Source organism: Pseudomonas citri, assembly GCF_025336485.1.
GTDB classification, from domain to species: domain Bacteria; phylum Pseudomonadota; class Gammaproteobacteria; order Pseudomonadales; family Pseudomonadaceae; genus Aquipseudomonas; species Aquipseudomonas citri.
This window is the reverse complement of the sequence record NZ_JAODAB010000005.1, coordinates 223387-240954: the sequence shown is the minus strand read 5'-3', so window position 1 is coordinate 240954 and position 17568 is coordinate 223387. Positions and strand designations below refer to the sequence as shown.

At 60.9% G+C, this 17568-nt stretch carries 18 protein-coding genes; 15 read left to right on the top strand and 3 right to left on the bottom strand.

Annotation, left to right across the window (positions count from 1 at the left end; genetic code table 11):
* Nucleotides 1-10: 10 nt before the first annotated feature.
* The 4 genes from N4Q37_RS08390 to N4Q37_RS08375 all read left to right on the top strand — a co-directional run bounded on the left by N4Q37_RS08390 (nucleotide 11) and on the right by N4Q37_RS08375 (nucleotide 2711).
* The gene (locus tag N4Q37_RS08390; RefSeq protein ID WP_260956860.1) at nucleotides 11-1021 is read left to right on the top strand and encodes an ornithine carbamoyltransferase; all 1011 of its coding nucleotides are present in this window, start codon (nucleotides 11-13) and stop codon (nucleotides 1019-1021) included.
* A gap of 51 nt (nucleotides 1022-1072) precedes the next feature.
* Complete coding sequence (gene arcC / locus N4Q37_RS08385; protein ID WP_260956858.1) at nucleotides 1073-2002, top strand: carbamate kinase; 930 nt, start codon at nucleotides 1073-1075, stop codon at nucleotides 2000-2002.
* A 63-nt stretch (nucleotides 2003-2065) separates the two neighbouring features.
* The gene (locus N4Q37_RS08380) at nucleotides 2066-2425 is read left to right on the top strand and encodes a DUF5064 family protein (RefSeq protein WP_260956856.1); all 360 of its coding nucleotides are present in this window, start codon (nucleotides 2066-2068) and stop codon (nucleotides 2423-2425) included.
* A gap of 109 nt (nucleotides 2426-2534) precedes the next feature.
* Entirely contained in the window at nucleotides 2535-2711 is a 177-nt protein-coding gene (locus N4Q37_RS08375) for a hypothetical protein (protein ID WP_260956853.1), read from the top strand.
* 99 nt (nucleotides 2712-2810) lie between these two features.
* Here N4Q37_RS08375 and N4Q37_RS08370 read toward each other — a convergent pair whose 3' ends face one another.
* Nucleotides 2811-3704 (bottom strand): helix-turn-helix domain-containing protein, encoded by an 894-nt coding sequence (locus N4Q37_RS08370; RefSeq protein WP_260956852.1) that lies wholly within the window; start codon nucleotides 3702-3704, stop codon nucleotides 2811-2813.
* Nucleotides 3705-3868: 164 nt separating this feature from the next.
* Here N4Q37_RS08370 and pobA point away from each other — a divergent pair, with 164 nt between their 5' ends.
* On the top strand, nucleotides 3869-5059 hold the full coding sequence (pobA, locus tag N4Q37_RS08365; protein ID WP_260956850.1) for a 4-hydroxybenzoate 3-monooxygenase: 1191 nt from the start codon (nucleotides 3869-3871) through the stop codon (nucleotides 5057-5059).
* A 112-nt stretch (nucleotides 5060-5171) separates the two neighbouring features.
* Here pobA and N4Q37_RS08360 read toward each other — a convergent pair whose 3' ends face one another.
* Nucleotides 5172-6521: a spinster family MFS transporter gene (locus N4Q37_RS08360; protein ID WP_260956847.1), complete on the bottom strand. Its 1350-nt coding sequence runs from the start codon at nucleotides 6519-6521 to the stop codon at nucleotides 5172-5174.
* A gap of 288 nt (nucleotides 6522-6809) precedes the next feature.
* Between N4Q37_RS08360 and N4Q37_RS08355 the strand changes: the two genes are divergently transcribed.
* Nucleotides 6810-8987, top strand: coding sequence for a hypothetical protein (locus N4Q37_RS08355; RefSeq protein WP_260956845.1), 2178 nt, complete (start codon nucleotides 6810-6812; stop codon nucleotides 8985-8987).
* Nucleotides 8988-9221: 234 nt separating this feature from the next.
* Here N4Q37_RS08355 and N4Q37_RS08350 read toward each other — a convergent pair whose 3' ends face one another.
* Entirely contained in the window at nucleotides 9222-9527 is a 306-nt protein-coding gene (locus N4Q37_RS08350) for a DUF2288 domain-containing protein (protein ID WP_260956843.1), read from the bottom strand.
* 338 nt (nucleotides 9528-9865) lie between these two features.
* Between N4Q37_RS08350 and N4Q37_RS08345 the strand changes: the two genes are divergently transcribed.
* The 9 genes from N4Q37_RS08345 (at nucleotide 9866) to N4Q37_RS08305 (ending at nucleotide 17561) form a co-directional block, all read left to right on the top strand.
* A complete protein-coding gene (locus N4Q37_RS08345; RefSeq protein WP_260956841.1) occupies nucleotides 9866-10993 on the top strand; it encodes a branched-chain amino acid ABC transporter substrate-binding protein in 1128 nt (375 codons plus the stop codon).
* A gap of 229 nt (nucleotides 10994-11222) precedes the next feature.
* Nucleotides 11223-12146 (top strand): high-affinity branched-chain amino acid ABC transporter permease LivH, encoded by a 924-nt coding sequence (livH, locus tag N4Q37_RS08340; protein ID WP_260956839.1) that lies wholly within the window; start codon nucleotides 11223-11225, stop codon nucleotides 12144-12146.
* Nucleotides 12143-13396, top strand: coding sequence for a high-affinity branched-chain amino acid ABC transporter permease LivM (locus tag N4Q37_RS08335; protein ID WP_260956838.1), 1254 nt, complete (start codon nucleotides 12143-12145; stop codon nucleotides 13394-13396). Before livH ends, N4Q37_RS08335 begins: the two co-directional genes overlap by 4 nt.
* Entirely contained in the window at nucleotides 13393-14160 is a 768-nt protein-coding gene (gene livG / locus N4Q37_RS08330) for a high-affinity branched-chain amino acid ABC transporter ATP-binding protein LivG (protein WP_260956836.1), read from the top strand. Before N4Q37_RS08335 ends, livG begins: the two co-directional genes overlap by 4 nt.
* Nucleotides 14161-14862, top strand: a complete 702-nt coding sequence (locus N4Q37_RS08325; protein ID WP_260956834.1) for an ABC transporter ATP-binding protein — start codon at nucleotides 14161-14163, stop codon at nucleotides 14860-14862. It abuts the gene before it with no gap.
* A 270-nt stretch (nucleotides 14863-15132) separates the two neighbouring features.
* The gene (locus tag N4Q37_RS08320) at nucleotides 15133-15438 is read left to right on the top strand and encodes a BufA1 family periplasmic bufferin-type metallophore (protein WP_260956832.1); all 306 of its coding nucleotides are present in this window, start codon (nucleotides 15133-15135) and stop codon (nucleotides 15436-15438) included.
* A 25-nt stretch (nucleotides 15439-15463) separates the two neighbouring features.
* Nucleotides 15464-16333 (top strand): MNIO family bufferin maturase, encoded by an 870-nt coding sequence (gene bufB, locus N4Q37_RS08315; protein ID WP_260956830.1) that lies wholly within the window; start codon nucleotides 15464-15466, stop codon nucleotides 16331-16333.
* Nucleotides 16330-17088, top strand: a complete 759-nt coding sequence (locus N4Q37_RS08310) for an HvfC/BufC N-terminal domain-containing protein (protein WP_260956828.1) — start codon at nucleotides 16330-16332, stop codon at nucleotides 17086-17088. Before bufB ends, N4Q37_RS08310 begins: the two co-directional genes overlap by 4 nt.
* Entirely contained in the window at nucleotides 17085-17561 is a 477-nt protein-coding gene (locus N4Q37_RS08305) for a DoxX family protein (protein WP_260956826.1), read from the top strand. The genes N4Q37_RS08310 and N4Q37_RS08305 overlap by 4 nt, the downstream gene beginning before the upstream one ends.
* Nucleotides 17562-17568 lie beyond the last annotated feature (7 nt).

Below are 17568 nucleotides of genomic sequence, written 5' to 3'. Positions count from 1 at the left end.
GATCCACATCATGGCGTTCAACATGCGCAACCGCAGCCTGCTGAGTCTGATGCACCACACCAACCGCGAGCTGCACTACCTGCTGGACCTGTCCCGCGACCTCAAGCGCGCCAAATACACCGGCACCGAGCAGCCGCATCTCAAGGGCAAGAACATCGCGCTGATCTTCGAAAAAACCTCGACCCGCACCCGCTGCGCCTTCGAAGTCGCGGCCCATGACCAAGGCGCCCACGTCACCTACATCGACCCGGTGTCCTCGCAGATCGGCCACAAGGAAAGCATGAAGGATACCGCCCGGGTCCTGGGGCGGATGTTCGACGCCATCGAATACCGGGGCTTTGAGCAGGAGATCGTCGAGGAACTGGCCAAGTTCGCCGGGGTGCCGGTGTTCAACGGCCTGACCGCCGAATTCCACCCCACCCAAATGATCGCCGACACCCTGACCATGCGCGAACACAGTGACAAACCGCTGCATGACATTCGCTATGCGTACCTGGGTGACGCGCGCTACAACATGGGCAATTCGCTGCTGATGATCGGCGCCAAGCTGGGCATGGACGTGCGCATCGGCGCGCCGAAAGCCTTGTGGCCGCACCAGGATTTCATCGATCAATGCCAAGCCTTCGCCGCCGAAAGCGGCGCCCGCATCACCCTCACCGAAGATCCGAAAGAAGCGGTCAAGGACGTGGACTTCATCCACACCGACGTCTGGGTGTCCATGGGTGAGCCGGTGGAGGCCTGGGACGAGCGCATCGAGCAATTGCTGCCCTACCAGGTCAACGCGCAAATGATGAAGGCCTCGGGCAACCCGCGAGTGAAATTCATGCATTGCCTGCCGGCGTTCCACAACAGCGAGACCAAGGTCGGCAAGGACATCGCCGCGCGCTATCCGAACCTGGCCAACGGTGTGGAAGTGACCGAAGAGGTCTTCGAATCCCCGGCTAACATTGCCTTCGAGCAAGCGGAAAACCGCATGCACACCATCAAGGCGATCCTGGTGGCGGCGCTGGCGGATATCTAGAACCCCACAGAGAGACCGCATTGTTCGATCCATTTTTGAAAGGACAGCACCATGCGCATCGTCGTTGCCCTGGGCGGTAACGCCCTCCTGCGTCGGGGAGAACCCATGACCGCAGACAATCAACGCAGCAACATCCGCACCGCGACCGAGCAGATCGCGAAGATTCATCCCGGCAACCAATTGGTCATCGCCCACGGCAACGGTCCGCAGGTCGGCCTGTTGTCGTTGCAGGCCGCTGCCTACACCTCGGTCACGCCCTATCCGCTGGATGTGCTCGGCGCGGAAACCGAAGGCATGATCGGCTATATCATCGAACAGGAACTGGGCAATCTGCTGGACGTCGACGTGCCCTTTGCCACGCTCCTGACCCAGGTCGAAGTGGACGCCAACGACCCGGCGTTCCAGAACCCGACCAAGCCCATCGGTCCGGTCTACAGCCAGCAAGAGGCGCAGAAGCTGGCCGCCGAGAAAGGCTGGGCCATCGCCCCGGATGGCGACCAGTTCCGCCGGGTGGTCGCCAGCCCACGACCCCAACGCATCTTCGAAATCCGCCCGATCAAGTGGTTGCTGGAAAAGGGCAGCATCGTGATCTGCGCCGGCGGCGGTGGTATTCCGACGATGTACGACGCCGACGGCAAGCTGCAAGGCGTGGAAGCGGTGATCGACAAGGACCTGTGCTCGGCGCTGCTGGCCGAACAACTGGAGAGCGACCTGCTGGTGATTGCCACGGACGTCAACGCCGCGTTCGTCGACTTCGGCAAGCCGACCCGAAAAGCCATTGCCCAAGCCCACCCGGACTACCTGGAAAAGCTCGGCTTCGCCGCTGGCTCCATGGGGCCCAAGGTCCAGGCCGCCTGCGAATTCGCCCGCAACACTGGCAACGTCGCGGTGATCGGCTCGCTGTCAGAGATCGATGCTATCGTCCAGGGCACCGCCGGCACCCGCGTCAGTACCGCGACGCCAGGCATCGTCTATCGCTGACAGGAAACTTGCGGGGTGCACGCACGGTCTGCCTTACACCCCGCCCTTCAAGGAGATTCGCCCATGGCCATGTTCGAACCGGGTCACCTGCACATGGAGCGTCATGCGCTGAACAAGGAAGATTTCAGCTACAACCTGTGCATCGACTACGAAACTGCCCAGGACCCCAAGGAGGGCCAGGGCATGACATTCCGCGTGCACGGCACGATCGAGGAAAACACCGTGGACGAGCGCTTTTTCCTCGCCAAGGACCAAGCCTTCGACTTCGCCCGCCACGCCACGCGCATTGCCCAGAAATACGGCTTGCCCAAGACCGCCAGCATCGGCTCGATGCACAAGTACTACGACGAAATGTTCGAAGACGTGCGCAAGCAACTGGATGTGAAACCGGGCGATCCGATGAAGCCTGAGCACCTGGCGTAATCGCCGCCCCCCTCTGTCCCCTGTGGGGCGAGCTTGTGGGAGCAACCCTTGCTTCCACAAGCTATGCTCAATAGTAGTACCCCCGGGTATTCGTTCAGAGGTCACTGCCATGGACATCAGAACAAAACGGCGCCTTGCCATTTTCATCACCTGCACCGCCACGCTTGCGCTGTATGGCACCGCGGCCTACCGGGTCGAGCAGGCCCGGCAACAACCCCGTGAGTACGCCAGTTGCAACCTGGAACGTTGCATCCCCCACAACGCAACCCTGAACGCCTTGCGCTGAGGCTCTGTACGAAAAGTCTTGAGACGAAGGTCAGGCGAGGCTGTTTTCAACGCAGCATGAACGAGTACCAAGGCTTTTCGTACAGAGCCTAGGGCCGCTTCAATCGTCCGGCTGATCGGTCTTGAGCCGGTCCCGGAAGGCCTTGGGCGAGATGCCGACGCGTCGGCGGAACAGCCGGGTGAAGTTGGTCGGGTCGGAAAACCCGAGCAGTTCTGAAATCTCATAGATGGTCATGCCGGTGTAGGTCAGCAACCGCTTGGCCTCCAGCAACTGACGCTCATGCATGATCTGCAACGCGGGCTGCCCCGCCAACTCGCGACAGGTGCCGTTGAGGTGTGACACGGAAATGCCCAGGCGATGGGCCAGGTCCTCGACCTTGACGTGCTGGCGATAGGTCTCTTCCACCAACTGAATGAAACCGTTGAGGTATTCCCGGGCCCGCTGCGGACGTTGGGCCTGGGTCCGACGCTGCATCACCTGGCGGCTGACCCAGACCATGATCACGCTGACCAGGGCGTGCATCAGCATCTCCCGGGCCGGTTGATGACCTGCATATTCATTCTGCAACGCGCTGAACAGGCTATTGAGGTAATCGGCGTTCTCGCCCGCCGGGTAGCTTTCGGCCTGGGCCAGGATGTCCACCGAGTGGCCCAGTTGCCCTTGCAGGTGCGTCACCAACGGTGCCGCCAGGGTGACCACGTAACCGTCCACATCCTCGGAAAAGCGAAAGCCATGCACCGACAGCGGCGGCAGGATCTGCACCGCCGGCTCGTCGAGTAACGTGCGCCGACCTTCGATTTCCAGCTCCGCCCGCCCTTTGAAAACGAACAATAATTGACAGAGATCGGCATGCCGGTGTGGCTTGATCTCCCACTGATGCTCGCGACTGCGCTTGGAAATGGTTTCACAGTGCAACAGGTCCGGGGTCGGCCAATCCTGGCCCTCGCCGTAAAGCTTGAACACGGGGATCGAAGGCAGTTCGGATTTTTTCATAAAGAGAATCGGCCTCGGGTTGCGGGCGATAATCGCACCGATTGGCAGAAAGTACAGGTATCGGCTCAGTTTTCCCCTTCAACTGACAGCTGCGCAAGCGAAAAATGCAGGCACCCCAATCAACACCGACCTTGGTCGCGTGCCTCGTGCGAGTCATAACAACAATGAACATGCTCAAGACCCAAGTTGCCATTATCGGCGCCGGCCCCTCTGGCCTGCTGCTGGGCCAATTGCTGCACAATGCCGGGATCGACACGGTTATCCTCGAACGCCAGGCCCCGGATTATGTGCTGGGCCGCATCCGCGCCGGTGTGCTGGAGCAAGGCATGGCCGAGCTGTTGCGCCAGGCCGGTGTCGGCCAGCGCATGGACACCGAAGGCCTGCCCCATGACGGTTTCGAACTGGCGCTCAATGGTCGCCGTGTGCATATCGACCTGAAGGGACTGACCGGCGGCCGGAATGTGATGATCTACGGCCAGACCGAAGTGACCCGCGACCTGATGGCGGCGCGCGAGGCGGCCGGTGCCCGAACCCTGTACCAGGTCGATAACGCCCAGCCCCACGGCATGCAGACCGACCAGCCCTTCGTGACCTTCGAACACCAGGGACAGACCTGGCGCCTGGACTGCGACTACATTGCCGGTTGCGATGGCTTCCACGGCGTCGCGCGACAATCGATCCCGGCTGAAAGACTCAAGGTCTTCGAACGGGTCTATCCGTTCGGCTGGCTTGGCATCCTGGCCGACACCCCGCCGGTTCACGATGAATTGGTCTACGCCCGCCACGAACGCGGTTTCGCCCTGTGCAGCATGCGCTCCAGGACGCGAACACGCTATTACCTGCAAGTGCCCGCCGAGGAACAGGTAAGCGACTGGCCGGACGAGCGCTTCTGGGCCGAACTCAAGCGCCGCCTGCCCTTCGATCTGGCCGATGCGCTGGTCACCGGTCCGTCGATCGAAAAAAGCATCGCGCCGCTGCGCAGCTTCGTGGTCGAGCCGATGCAGTACGGGCGGATGTTCCTGGTGGGCGACGCGGCCCACATCGTCCCGCCGACGGGCGCCAAGGGCTTGAACCTGGCGGCCAGCGACGTCAGCACGCTGTTCAATATCCTGCTCAAGGTCTATCGCGATGGACGCGTGGACCTGCTGGAAAAATACTCCGCCATCTGCCTGCGACGGGTCTGGAAAGCCGAGCGGTTCTCCTGGTGGATGACCTCGATGCTGCACCGCTTCGACGACGATGCCTTCAACCAGCGCATCAGCGAAGCGGAACTGGAGTATTTCGTCGACTCCGAAGCCGGCCGCCGGACCATCGCGGAAAATTACGTGGGACTTCCTTACGAGGCTGTCGAATAGCCCATCATCGACTCAAGAGACGGGTAGGTTGTGGGAGCAAAGCAAGCTCCCACAGGGCAGGAGCTTGCTCCCTCGCCACAAAAGCGACCGTTCAAAATCCACGCCAAACCAATCAAGCCGTCGCCGCGACCACCTCCGGCTCCGCCACCGCCCCCATCCCTTCCTTCATCCGCCTGGCATCCCGCACAAAGCAGCGCGAGGCCAGGAACAAGAACAGCATGGTCAAGAACAGCGCCACCGGGATCAGGTACATGGCGTCATGCAGGCCGATGGCCTTGAACGCTTCGCTCATCTGCTCGCTCCCGGCCGCCGCCATCGCCGTGCGGGCGAAGTAATCGGACAAACCGCCCACCACCACCGGCCCGAGACCGCCGCCGAGCAGGTACAGCCCAGCGAAGAACAACGCCATCGCCGTGGCCCGCAGGCGCGGCTCGACCACGTCCTGGATCGCCGTGTACACGCAGGTGTAGAAGTTATAGGCAAACAGCCAGCCGACACTGAACACCGCGACGAACACACCGATTTCGATCCGCCCGGCATGCAACGCCCACGCGGTGGTAAGCGTCGAGATCACCAGGCTGAACGCAGCGAACAGCAGACGACCGCTGGGCACGCGCTGGTGAATCTTGTCGGCGATCCAGCCACCGAGGGTCAAGCCGAACAACCCGGTCACGCCCACCATGATCCCGGTGGCCACCGCCGCCTCGTGCAAAGGCATGAGGAAGTAGCGCTGCAGCATCGGCACCAGGAATGAATTACAGGCATAAGTGGCGAAGTTGAAGCACAGCCCCGCCAGCACCAGCCACAGGAAGGTGGGAATCGCCAGCACCCGACGGATCGGCCGGTCGATTTTTTCCTGGGACACCTGCCCGGCTTCCGCCGCTCCGCGTTTGGGTTCCTTGATGAAGAACATGAACAACGCCAGCACCAACCCGGGCACCGCCGCGATGAAGAACGGCGCGCGCCAGCTGTCGAACGCCTTGACCATCGCCCCGATGGTGAAAAAAGCCAGCAGCAAGCCGATCGGCAGACCCAGCATGAAAATGCCCATGGCCCGCGCCCGGCGATGGGCCGGGAACAGGTCGCCGATCAATGAGTTGGCAGCCGGCGCGTAACTGGCCTCGCCAATGCCGATGCCCATGCGCACCACCAGGAACGCCCAAAAGCTGCCCACCAGGCCATTGACCGCCGTCAGCGCACTCCAGGTCGCCAGGCCCCAGCCCATCAATTTGCTGCGCGAACCCGTATCGGCCAGGCGTCCCAGCGGGAGGCCGGCGATGGCGTAGACCAGCGTGAAAGCGGTGCCGATGATGCCGATCTGGAAGTCGCTGAGGCTCCATTCCATGCGGATCGGCTCGATGATGATCGCCGGGATGGTGCGGTCGAAGAAATTGAACAGGTTGGCCAGGAACAGCAGGAACAGAATGCGCCAGGCATTCGCCGCTTGGGTCGAGTTCTGCATGGGTCCGTCTCTTATTGTTTTTGGGCAACGGCGAGCATCCGAGCCCTGAACCTGCAATCTAGACAGCGGCGTGCGGGATGTCTGCGATCATTCGCCAGGCTGATACCCGCCCATGACGGCCAGGGCCTTTCTTGATGCTGATCAATATCCTGTAACAATTGCCATCATTTTGCCGGTTCCTGATTAAAGATCATGTCCCGATGGCCGATCCATCATGAAGCTTCTTTCATCCGCTATGGTTCGATGACAGCGGTCGTCCAACCCACCAGTTCAGGCGTACGGCGCACAATGACTTCCAAAAAAACAGCCACTGCGGTATCCGATCTGACCCTGGGCCCGGCCGCCAACGGCTTTGAAACATCGACGGTGTCGAGCGCCTCACGCCCCTTGTCGACCCAGCAGTACCTGTATTTCACCGAGACCAATACCGACCGCATCCTCGACAACCTCGACGGCCTGCGTGACACCGTGTTCCCACGCCCGCCACACCTGGTGGATGACGAGAGCGAGCGCGACCAGCAGGAATTCCCGTCGGTGTGCCTGATCGGCCTGGGGCGCTGCGGCTCCAACATCGCACTGGACGTGGCGGAGTTGGTGTACAACGCGCGCAAGTTCTACCTCAACGAATTCAACGCCGAAGACAAGCACTATCGCGAAAAGGGCTACAGCCCCGCGCAGTGGATCCGTCACAACCTGCGCCTGGGCAATGGCAAGGCGAGCAAGCCGGTGTTCCTCGTCGAACCACTGGTGATGCTGGGCGACCTGGACAAGGACATCGCCGGGCGCATCCGCTTCTCGCGCAAGGGCGAAAAAACCGGCTTTTTGCGCGACTACAGCAAAATGAAAATCATGGACTTGTCGGAAGTCCACGCTGGCGGTGCCGGTAACGCGCCGATCCTCGGCCAATACTTGGCCAAGATCATCCTGAACAAAGACACCCAGCGCTTCTCCAGCCCCGACTGGAAAATGATCCACTCGTACCTGATCGACAGCTGCGGCATCAAAGCCAACCAATCGCGCCTGTATTTCTCGATCTTCAGTGCCGGTGGCGGTACGGGTTCGGGCATGGCCTCGGAGTTCGGCCTGGCCCAGCAGTACTCGTACATGAACAAGACGTTCGACACCAAGCCGATGGACGAACACGACAGCAAGAGCGGTCATTCCTTCGTCTTCGAACCGATCTTCACCAGCGGCATCTGCGTGCTGCCGAACATTTCCGACCACCGCAGCGAAATGTCCGAAGCGCTGCACATCAACGCCGGACGCCTGCTGTGCAAATACCTGTCGGAAGAATGGGATTTCTCGTACAACTTCGCCAACGAAGACAGCAGCGAAGCCAGCGTCATGGGCCGTATCCGTCCGTGGAACGCGATGATGCTGATTTCCAACGACATCATGCGTTATGCCGAGGAGAACGATGACGGCAACATCCAGAACATTGACGTCAATGCCATGGAGAAGCACGCCAACCAGTACATCTCCCAGCAGATCTTCAACATCCTGACGGCCCAGGCCGTGACCACCGACTACGATCAGAACTATTTCCGGCGTGCCGGCATCGACATCGGCGAAACCATTCGCCTGGACGCCAACGACCTGTTCATGAGCCTGGCCGGCCCGGTGGCGATCGCCTATGCGGAATCCGTGGTCCCGGAAACCCCGGCCCCCAGCAGCGACAAGTTCAAGGTGTTCGATAAAGAGCCGCCACGCCTGAACATCGACGACCTGTTCTTCCGCTCCATCGACCTGCCGCACTTCAACAAGGTGACCCAGGCCATCGAAGGCATCAGCCTGTTGCCAATCGAATCCAAGCGCTACCGCGCCTCGCTGGAGCAATACAAGAACTCCGGCTACGACGCCGCCGCCCTGCATGACCTGCACTTTTTCAAGAACTGCTCGTCGGTGGTCTCGATCGTCTCGCTGCCCAAGGACTACAAGCTGTCCTACATGGACCTGAACCGGCTCAAGACCCACCTCAACAGCCTGTTCCCCAACACCACGCTCAAGCGTTACGCCCTGGTGATCGGCGCCTCGGCGAACTTGTCGCTGACGACCCTGATCGCCAAGAGCCCGTGCCTGTCGGATGACTTCCTGACCCTCATCGTGGCTTTCATCAAGCGCTGCTTCGCGCGCACGCCGTACCGCTTCGACGACACCCTGGACAACTCGATCCTGGACTTCATCATCAACGAAGACTTCGACGAAGAACGCATCGACGACCTGCTCAACGAGTTCGAGAACCCGGCGAAGATCCTCGACACCAACTGGTACGCCATCAAGCCGATGTACGAGAAGAAGTACCGCGAACTCATCAGCGACAAGGACAAATTCGTCTCGATCAACGACATCCGCCTGTCCCGCGACTGCGTGAAGAAAGCCATCAAGTACCTGCGCGAGATCTACCGCCATCGCATTGGCAAGACCAAGGTCATTTCGCTGAACAACCATACGGGCCGGACGTATTGAGGTAGGCGCAACACCGCGTCGCCGCCATCGCGAGCCTGCTCGCGATGGCGGCCCGATCACACTACAAATCCAACATCCAGAAACAATTGAGCAGCCCAAAGGCTGCTCCATAAACTGTTCCCGTTACGTATACGTCACCCTGCCCTGTGGCGTTTCACCACGGCAGGATGCCATCACGCTACTCACCTACACACTTTCCCATTGCCCGAGACGCGATCCATTTTGGTGCATCGATCATTTCGACGCCCTTTCCTGGATCATTATCCAAGGCGAAACCACCACCGCCCATAGCGTCGGATCACGTTCCAGAAAATCCAGCGCCCGCGTTTCAGACAGCTTGGCGAGCTGCCCGGCGGCCAGCCAGGCGGCGACTTTGTCGCCTTCATCCTGGGCGACGGCCTCGGCGGCGGCGATCAAATCCAGTGCCGGATCGACCCACAATAGGGCACCCTTGGCGAAGAACGGCTCCAACTCTTTCCAGGTGATGGATGCGGTTTCCCCAAGCAGTTTGGCATAGAGGGTGCTAGGTTCTTGATTCATGGGAACTGTCCGGAAAAGAAATCGGCGCGAATGATAACGTCGGTGGCCTGGCAGAAAAACCCGGTAGCAATTGGAGTACGGATTGAAAAGCTCAGGAAAGCCAAGGGATTGCCGATTTGACCGGACAACCAACGCCGCTATTCTGTCTTTTCCTTTCAACAAAGCGACACCCTCAGGTTTTGCCCCCAAGCGCCAGCTTCCCTTGCCAACAATCGGCGCTCTACACTGTACCGGTACAGTTGCCGGGGGCATTTCCGCGAGGATATTCGAGATATCTGACCCGGTTCTGCTGCTACGGCGCCAGGACTATAAAAATTACAACAGTAGAGTGGAGCACTATGACTAAGGCTACTAAGCAGATTTCCAAACTGTTTGCCGCTATGGTTCTGGCCGGGGTTGCCAGCCATTCCTTCGCCGCCGATACCATCAAGATCGGCATCGCCGGTCCCAAGACCGGTCCGGTGACCCAGTACGGCGACATGCAGTTCGTCGGCGCGAAACAGGCCATCAAGGACATCAACGCCAAGGGCGGCGTCGACGGCAAGATGCTCGAAGCCAAGGAGTACGACGATGCTTGCGATCCCAAGCAAGCCGTAGCCGTGGCGAACAAAGTGGTCAACGATGGCGTCAAGTTTGTCGTCGGCCACCTGTGCTCCAGCTCCACCCAACCCGCTTCGGACATCTATGAAGACGAAGGCGTGATCATGATCACCCCAGCGGCCACCAGCCCGGACATCACCACCCGTGGCTACAAGCTGGTCTTCCGCACCATCGGCCTGGACAGCGCCCAGGGCCCTGCCGCCGGCAACTACATCGCCGACCACGTCAAGCCGAAAGTCGTTGCGGTCCTGCACGACAAGCAGCAATACGGTGAAGGCATCGCTTCGGCCGTGAAGAAGACCCTGGAAGGCAAGGGCGTGAAAGTGGCCGTGTTCGAAGGCCTGAACGCCGGTGACAAGGACTTCTCCTCGATCATCCAGAAGCTCAAGCAGAACAATGTCGACTTCGTCTACTACGGCGGCTACCACCCAGAGCTGGGCCTGATCCTGCGTCAATCCAAGGAAAAAGGCCTGAACGCCAAGTTCATGGGTCCGGAAGGCGTCGGCAACGACTCCATTTCGCAGATCGCCCAGGACGCTTCCGAAGGTCTGCTGGTAACCCTGCCGAAGTCCTTCGACGCCGATCCTGCGAACAAGGCCATCGTCGACGCCATCAAGGCTGACGGCAAGGATCCAAGCGGTCCGTTCGTGTTCCCGGCCTATTCCGCCGTGGAACTGATCGCCGAAGGCATCAAGGCCGCCAAGAGCGATGACACCGCCAAGGTCGCCGAAGCGATCCACAAAGGCACCTTCAAGACCCCGACCGGCGAGCTGTCGTTCGACGACAAGGGCGACCTGAAGGACTTCAAGTTCGTGGTCTACCAGTGGCACTTCGGCAAGCCAAAAACTGAAGTTTCCCCTCAGTAAGCCAGGCGTTATTGGTTAACAAAGCCCACTGTGCAAGCAGTGGGCTTTGTTTTACGAGGTTTATGGGCCAGGCACCCGCGATCCGGGCGCTGGTTCACCTGAAAATCTTAAAACCGTCACCAGCGGTTCGCTGGCAAACGCCCCGTGCAAATGTGCTCAGAGAACACAGCACCGGGCCGGAACATGACTCCACCAGTGAAATGCGTATCGGGTTTTTAGGAGCGCTGTAATGCCTGAGATCTATCATTTTTTCCAACAGCTGGTTAATGGCCTGACCATTGGCAGCACCTATGCCTTGATAGCCATTGGCTACACAATGGTCTACGGCATCATTGGAATGATTAACTTCGCCCATGGCGAGGTCTACATGATTGGTTCCTACGTGGCCTTCATCGCCCTTGCCGGGCTGGCCATGCTGGGCATCCACTCACTGCCGCTGTTGATGACCGCCGCGTTCCTGGCGTCGATCGTCGTTACCAGTGCCTATGGCTACAGCATCGAACGCGTTGCCTACCGCCCCTTGCGCAACAGCAACCGTCTGATCCCGCTGATTTCCGCCATCGGCATGTCGATATTCCTGCAAAACACCGTCTTGCTGTCCCAGGACTCCAAGGACAAGTCCATCCCCAACCTGATCCCGGGGAGTTTCTCCTTCGGCCCGGGCGGCGCGGAAGAAGTCCTGGTTTCCTACATGCAGATCCTGGTCTTCATCGTGACCCTGGTCGCCATGCTCGGCCTGACCCTGTTCATCTCCCGCTCCCGCCTGGGTCGCGCCTGCCGCGCCTGTGCCGAAGACATCAAGATGGCCAACCTGCTGGGCATCAACACCAACAACATCATCGCCCTGACCTTCGTCATCGGTGCCGCCCTGGCGGCAGTCGCCGCGGTACTGCTGAGCATGCAGTACGGCGTGATCAACCCGAACGCCGGCTTCCTGGTCGGCCTCAAGGCCTTCACCGCGGCGGTACTGGGTGGCATCGGCAGCATCCCGGGCGCGATGCTCGGTGGCCTGGTGCTGGGTGTGGCCGAAGCGTTCGGCGCCGATATCTTCGGTGACCAATACAAAGATGTGGTGGCGTTCGGTCTCTTGGTCCTGGTCCTGTTGTTCCGGCCGACCGGCATTCTGGGCCGTCCGGAGGTTGAGAAAGTATGAGCAAATATCTTCGACAGGCGCTGTTCAGCGCCCTGCTGGTCTGGGCCGTGGCCTTCCCCGTCCTCGGCCTGAAGCTGAGCATCGTGGGCATCAACCTTGAAGTGCATGGCACCGGTCCGCTGACGCTGTCCGTCATCGCCCTGTGCTCGGTGCTGATGTTCCTGCGGGTGCTGTTCACCCCGCAGTTCGCCACCCTGATGCGTTCCGAGCGTGGCCCCCTGGTCTCGCCCAAGGTCAGCCAGTTCCTGACCCTGCCGCGCACCCAGCGCGCAATCATCGTCGGCCTGATCGTGGTTGCGCTGATCTGGCCGTTCTTCGGCTCCCGGGGCGCGGTGGACATCGCCACGCTGATCCTGATCTACGTGTTGCTGGGCCTGGGCTTGAACATCGTGGTCGGCCTGGCCGGCCTGCTGGACCTGGGCTACGTGGGTTTCTACGCGGTGGGCGCGTACAGCTATGCCATGCTGTCGCACTACTTCGGCTGGAGCTTCTGGATCTGCCTGCCAATCGCCGGGATGATGTCCGCCACGTTCGGGTTCCTGCTGGGCTTCCCGGTGTTGCGCCTGCGTGGTGACTACCTGGCTATCGTGACCCTGGGTTTCGGTGAGATCATCCGCCTGTTCCTGCGTAACCTCACCGACCTCACCGGCGGCCCCAACGGCATCAGCAACATTCCCAAGCCGACGTTCTTCGGGCTGAGCTTCGAGCGCTCGGCGGCCGAAGGCATGCAGACCTTCCACGAGTTCTTCGGGCTGACCTATAACCCGGTGAACAAAGTGGTGTTCCTGTACCTGGTTGCCTTGTTGCTGGCCCTCGGCGCGCTGTTCGTCATCAATCGCCTGCTGCGCATGCCCATCGGTCGTGCGTGGGAAGCCTTGCGCGAAGACGAAATCGCCTGCCGTGCATTGGGTCTCAACCCGACGGTGATCAAGCTCTCGGCCTTTACCCTCGGCGCCTCGTTCGCCGGTTTCGCGGGCAGCTTCTTCGCCGCTCGCCAAGGCCTGGTGACCCCTGAATCGTTCACCTTCATCGAATCGGCGATCATCCTCGCCATCGTGGTATTGGGCGGGATGGGCTCGCAGTTGGGCGTGATCCTGGCGGCGGTGGTGATGATCCTGTTGCCCGAAATGATGCGTGAATTCAGTGAATACCGCATGTTGATGTTCGGCGCCCTGATGGTGCTGATGATGATCTGGCGTCCTCAAGGTCTGCTGCCTATGCAACGCCCACACATGGAGCTGCGCAAATGAGCCGCGAGATCCTCAAAGTCGAAAACCTGAGCATGCGCTTCGGCGGTTTGCTGGCCGTCAACGGCGTCGCCCTGACGGTAAAAGAGAAACAAGTGGTGGCCTTGATCGGGCCGAACGGCGCGGGCAAGACCACCGTGTTCAACTGCCTGACCGGCTTCTACCAGCCCACCGGCGGCAGCATCCTGCTGGACGGCGAGCCGATCCAAGGCCTGCCGGGTCACAAGATCGCCCTCAAGGGCGTGGTGCGCACCTTCCAGAACGTGCGGTTGTTCAAGGACATGACGGCGATCGAGAACCTGTTGATCGCCCAGCATCGTCACCTCAACACCAACTTCTTTGCCGGCCTGTTCAAGACGCCGTCGTTCCGCAAGAGCGAACGCGAGGCGATGGAGTACGCCGAGTACTGGCTGGAGAAGGTCAACCTCAAGGCGTTCGCCAACCGCCCCGCCGGAACCTTGGCCTACGGCCAGCAACGGCGCCTGGAAATCGCCCGCTGCATGATGACCCGCCCGCGAATCCTCATGCTCGACGAGCCGGCCGCCGGCCTGAACCCGAGGGAAACCGAAGACCTGAAGGCGTTGATCAGCGTGCTGCGCGAGGAGCACAACGTCACCGTGCTGCTGATCGAACACGACATGAAGCTGGTCATGAGCATTTCCGACCACATCGTCGTGATCAACCAGGGCACGCCCCTGGCCGACGGCTCGCCGGAACAGATCCGTGACAATCCTGAAGTGATCAAAGCCTACCTGGGGGAAGCGTAAATGCTGCAGTTCGAAAACGTTTCCACCTTCTACGGCAAGATCCAGGCCCTGCACAGCGTCAACGTCGAAGTCCGCCAGGGCGAGATCGTGACGCTGATCGGTGCCAACGGTGCCGGTAAATCCACCCTGCTGATGACGCTCTGCGGTTCGCCCCGGGCCCACAGCGGCAGCATCCGCTACATGGGTGAGGAACTGGTGGGCCAGGACTCGTCGCGGATCATGCGCAAGAGCATCGCCGTAGTGCCGGAAGGCCGTCGGGTGTTTGCCCGACTGACCGTGGAAGAAAACCTCGCCATGGGCGGCTTCTTCACCGACAAGGGCGACTATCAGGACCAGATGGACAAGGTACTGCACCTTTTCCCACGCCTGAAAGAGCGTTTCACCCAGCGCGGCGGCACCATGTCCGGCGGCGAACAGCAAATGCTCGCCATCGGCCGGGCGCTGATGAGCAAGCCCAAGCTGTTGCTCCTGGATGAACCCTCCCTGGGCCTGGCGCCGATCATCATCCAGCAGATCTTCGACATCATCGAACAACTGCGCAAGGATGGCGTGACGGTGTTCCTGGTGGAGCAGAACGCCAACCAGGCGCTGAAAATCGCCGACCGGGCCTACGTGCTGGAGAACGGTCGGGTGGTGATGCAAGGCACCGGTGAGGCTCTGCTGACCGACCCGAAGGTGCGCGAGGCGTACCTGGGCGGTTGAGTCATTGCGCTACACGGAAAACGGCCTTCGGGCCGTTTTTTGTGGGAGCAAGGTTTGCCCGCGATGAAGGCAATGCGATCTTTCAGAAATCGGGGCGCCTGTTTCGCGAGCAAGCTTTGCTCCCACACAATCAACTCTCACCTTATTGGGTTTGGGGGGTAAACAAAAAAAAATCGAGGACCCGCTGTAACACTTCCCCACCTCGCTTCTCTAGTTCAGCAGACCGGCGCTAACGCCGGTTCATTTCCCAAGAAGAACTGGAGAAACATCATGAGTGCTGCAACCCGTACCCTGTCCGCCACCGCCCTGGTCATGGCCCTCGGTTCCGCCCTGAGCATCGCGGCCGTATCGACCGCCCATGCCGCCGACGACAACATGGAAAAATGCTTCGGTGTCGCCATGAAAGGCCAGAACAACTGTGCCGCAGGCGCTGGCACCACCTGTGCCGGCACCGCCAAAATGGACCACCAGCCCAACGCCTGGAAACTGGTTCCGAAAGGCACCTGCCTCACCACCGAAAGCAAGACCTCGCCCACCGGCTTCGGCCAGCTCGAAGCATTCAAAGCCAAGTCCTGATCGACTCTGCCTGAGGCCCGCCGCCATGTTGGATTTCCCCCGCCTCGCCACAGACAACCGGTTGCCGCCAAGGACCGGCCTGGGGCTCAAGAGCGAGCATGTCTGTGAAGTACTCCAGAGTCGACCGGACCTGGGTTTCTTCGAAGTGCACGCGGAAAACTACATGGTGGCCGGCGGGCCGCGTCATCATTTCCTGGGGCAGATACGCGAACAGTATCCGTTGTCGCTGCACGGCGTCGGCCTGTCGATCGGTGGGGAGGGGCCGCTGGATGTCGCGCATTTGCAGCGCCTGGCCGTACTGATCGAACGTTATCAGCCCCAGTCTTTTTCCGAACACCTGGCCTGGTCCAGCCACGGCCCGGCGTTCCTCAATGACCTGCTGCCCCTGGCCTACGACGAGGCCACGCTCGCGCGGGTCTGCGAACACGTCGATCAGGTGCAGTCCCGACTAAAACGCACACTGCTGCTGGAAAACCCGGCGACCTACCTGGCGTTCGAAGCCTCGACCCTCGATGAACCTCAGTTCATTGGCGAGGTTGTTCGCCGTACCGGTTGCGGCCTGCTACTGGATGTGAACAACGTTTACGTTTCGTGCATCAACCACAGCCGCGATCCACTGGCCTACCTCGACGCCCTGCCCTTGCAGGCCACCGGTGAAATCCACCTGGCCGGCTTCGCCGAAGACACCGACAGCCTGGGCGAGCGCCTGCTGATCGACGATCACGGCGCGCCCATCGACCACGAAGTCTGGCAGCTCTACCTCAAGGCACTGGAACGGACCGGGCCGGTGGCCACCTTGATCGAGCGAGACAACCACATCCCGGCCTTGGCGGTGTTGCTGGCCGAAGCGCGTCAGGCCGATCGACTCTTGAACAACGCTGGAGCCCGGTCATGAGCCGCCAAAGCGAATTCGCCGCCGCCCTGCTCGACCCGCGCAAGGCATGCCCACCCGGCCTGGTCTGCACGAATGGCGCCGACCCGCTAGGCCGCTTCGCGGTGTACCGCAACAACGTGCTCAGCTCATTGATCAACGCCCTGGCCGACAACTACCCGGTAGTGGCGCAACTGGTGGGCGAGGCATTTTTCCGGGCCATGGCTGGGGTCTACGTCCAGTCGAGTGCGCCGCGAAGCCCGGTGATGAGCGACTACGGGGGCGACTTCGCCGGGTTCATCGAAGGTTTCGAGCCCGCCGCCAGTGTGCCTTACCTAGCGGATGTCGCCCGCCTGGAACGGCTGCAAATGCAAGCCTGGCACGCTGCCGACGCTGAGCCCATGGCGGGCGAACGGATCGTTGAAGTGTTGTCGTCCCCCATGCTTGCAGAGCACCTTAGGATCGGCCTTCACCCGTCCCTGCGCCTGCTGCGATCCCCCTTCGCCGTGGTGACGATCTGGGCCGCCCATCAACAACAGACGCCCGTGCCGTTCGACACGTTTCCCGAGCAGAACGCCCTAGTGCTGCGCAACGGTCTCGACGTCGAGGTCTTGGCAATCAGCGACGCTGCCTATGGGTTCATCTCCTGCCTGCAAGAGGGGTTGTCCCTGACTGCGGCCATTGAAGCCTCACCCGAGGTCGACCTGGAACACACCCTGGCGGGGCTGATCCGCTACCAGGCCATCACCCAACTCTTACCTGAACAGGTGTGCCCATGAACGCCCTGATTGCCGCTTTCATTCAACGGCTGGAGAAAATTCCCCACAGCCTCATCGCCTTCATCGCACGATTTTCCATCGCGGCGGTGTTCTGGAAATCCGGCCAGACCAAAATCGAAGGCCTGGCCATCGACCTGTTCGACGGCAGGTTCCAGATCGGCCTGCCGCATCTGGCGGATTCCACCATTCCTCTGTTCCAGAGCGAATACGCCTTGCCCTTGCTCTCGCCGGAACTGGCCGCGCACTTGGCAGCCACCGCCGAGCACGTGTTCCCGGTCCTGATCCTGCTTGGCCTGGCGACACGCTTTTCAGCCCTGGCCCTGCTGGGCATGACCTTGACCATTCAACTGTTCGTCTACCCGGATGCCTACCCGACCCACGGCACCTGGGCGGCGGTCTTGCTCTACCTGACGGCTCGCGGGCCGGGGGTGCTATCCCTCGATCACCTGATCGCCAGGCGCTACGCCCACTGAGCTGGCA

Coding starts and splice junctions, on each gene's coding strand:
- N4Q37_RS08375 (WP_260956853.1), top strand. CDS start 2,535: ATGGACATCAGAACAAAACGGCGCCTTGCCATTTTCATCACCTGCACC.
- N4Q37_RS08355 (WP_260956845.1), top strand. CDS start 6,810: ATGACTTCCAAAAAAACAGCCACTGCGGTATCCGATCTGACCCTGGGC.
- N4Q37_RS08310 (WP_260956828.1), top strand. CDS start 16,330: ATGAGCCGCCAAAGCGAATTCGCCGCCGCCCTGCTCGACCCGCGCAAG.
- N4Q37_RS08360 (WP_260956847.1), bottom strand. CDS start 6,521: ATGCAGAACTCGACCCAAGCGGCGAATGCCTGGCGCATTCTGTTCCTG.
- pobA (WP_260956850.1), top strand. CDS start 3,869: ATGAACATGCTCAAGACCCAAGTTGCCATTATCGGCGCCGGCCCCTCT.
- N4Q37_RS08390 (WP_260956860.1), top strand. CDS start 11: ATGGCGTTCAACATGCGCAACCGCAGCCTGCTGAGTCTGATGCACCAC.
- N4Q37_RS08335 (WP_260956838.1), top strand. CDS start 12,143: ATGAGCAAATATCTTCGACAGGCGCTGTTCAGCGCCCTGCTGGTCTGG.
- livH (WP_260956839.1), top strand. CDS start 11,223: ATGCCTGAGATCTATCATTTTTTCCAACAGCTGGTTAATGGCCTGACC.
- arcC (WP_260956858.1), top strand. CDS start 1,073: ATGCGCATCGTCGTTGCCCTGGGCGGTAACGCCCTCCTGCGTCGGGGA.
- N4Q37_RS08350 (WP_260956843.1), bottom strand. CDS start 9,527: ATGAATCAAGAACCTAGCACCCTCTATGCCAAACTGCTTGGGGAAACC.
- livG (WP_260956836.1), top strand. CDS start 13,393: ATGAGCCGCGAGATCCTCAAAGTCGAAAACCTGAGCATGCGCTTCGGC.
- N4Q37_RS08380 (WP_260956856.1), top strand. CDS start 2,066: ATGGCCATGTTCGAACCGGGTCACCTGCACATGGAGCGTCATGCGCTG.
- N4Q37_RS08320 (WP_260956832.1), top strand. CDS start 15,133: ATGAGTGCTGCAACCCGTACCCTGTCCGCCACCGCCCTGGTCATGGCC.
- bufB (WP_260956830.1), top strand. CDS start 15,464: ATGTTGGATTTCCCCCGCCTCGCCACAGACAACCGGTTGCCGCCAAGG.
- N4Q37_RS08345 (WP_260956841.1), top strand. CDS start 9,866: ATGACTAAGGCTACTAAGCAGATTTCCAAACTGTTTGCCGCTATGGTT.
- N4Q37_RS08370 (WP_260956852.1), bottom strand. CDS start 3,704: ATGAAAAAATCCGAACTGCCTTCGATCCCCGTGTTCAAGCTTTACGGC.
- N4Q37_RS08325 (WP_260956834.1), top strand. CDS start 14,161: ATGCTGCAGTTCGAAAACGTTTCCACCTTCTACGGCAAGATCCAGGCC.
- N4Q37_RS08305 (WP_260956826.1), top strand. CDS start 17,085: ATGAACGCCCTGATTGCCGCTTTCATTCAACGGCTGGAGAAAATTCCC.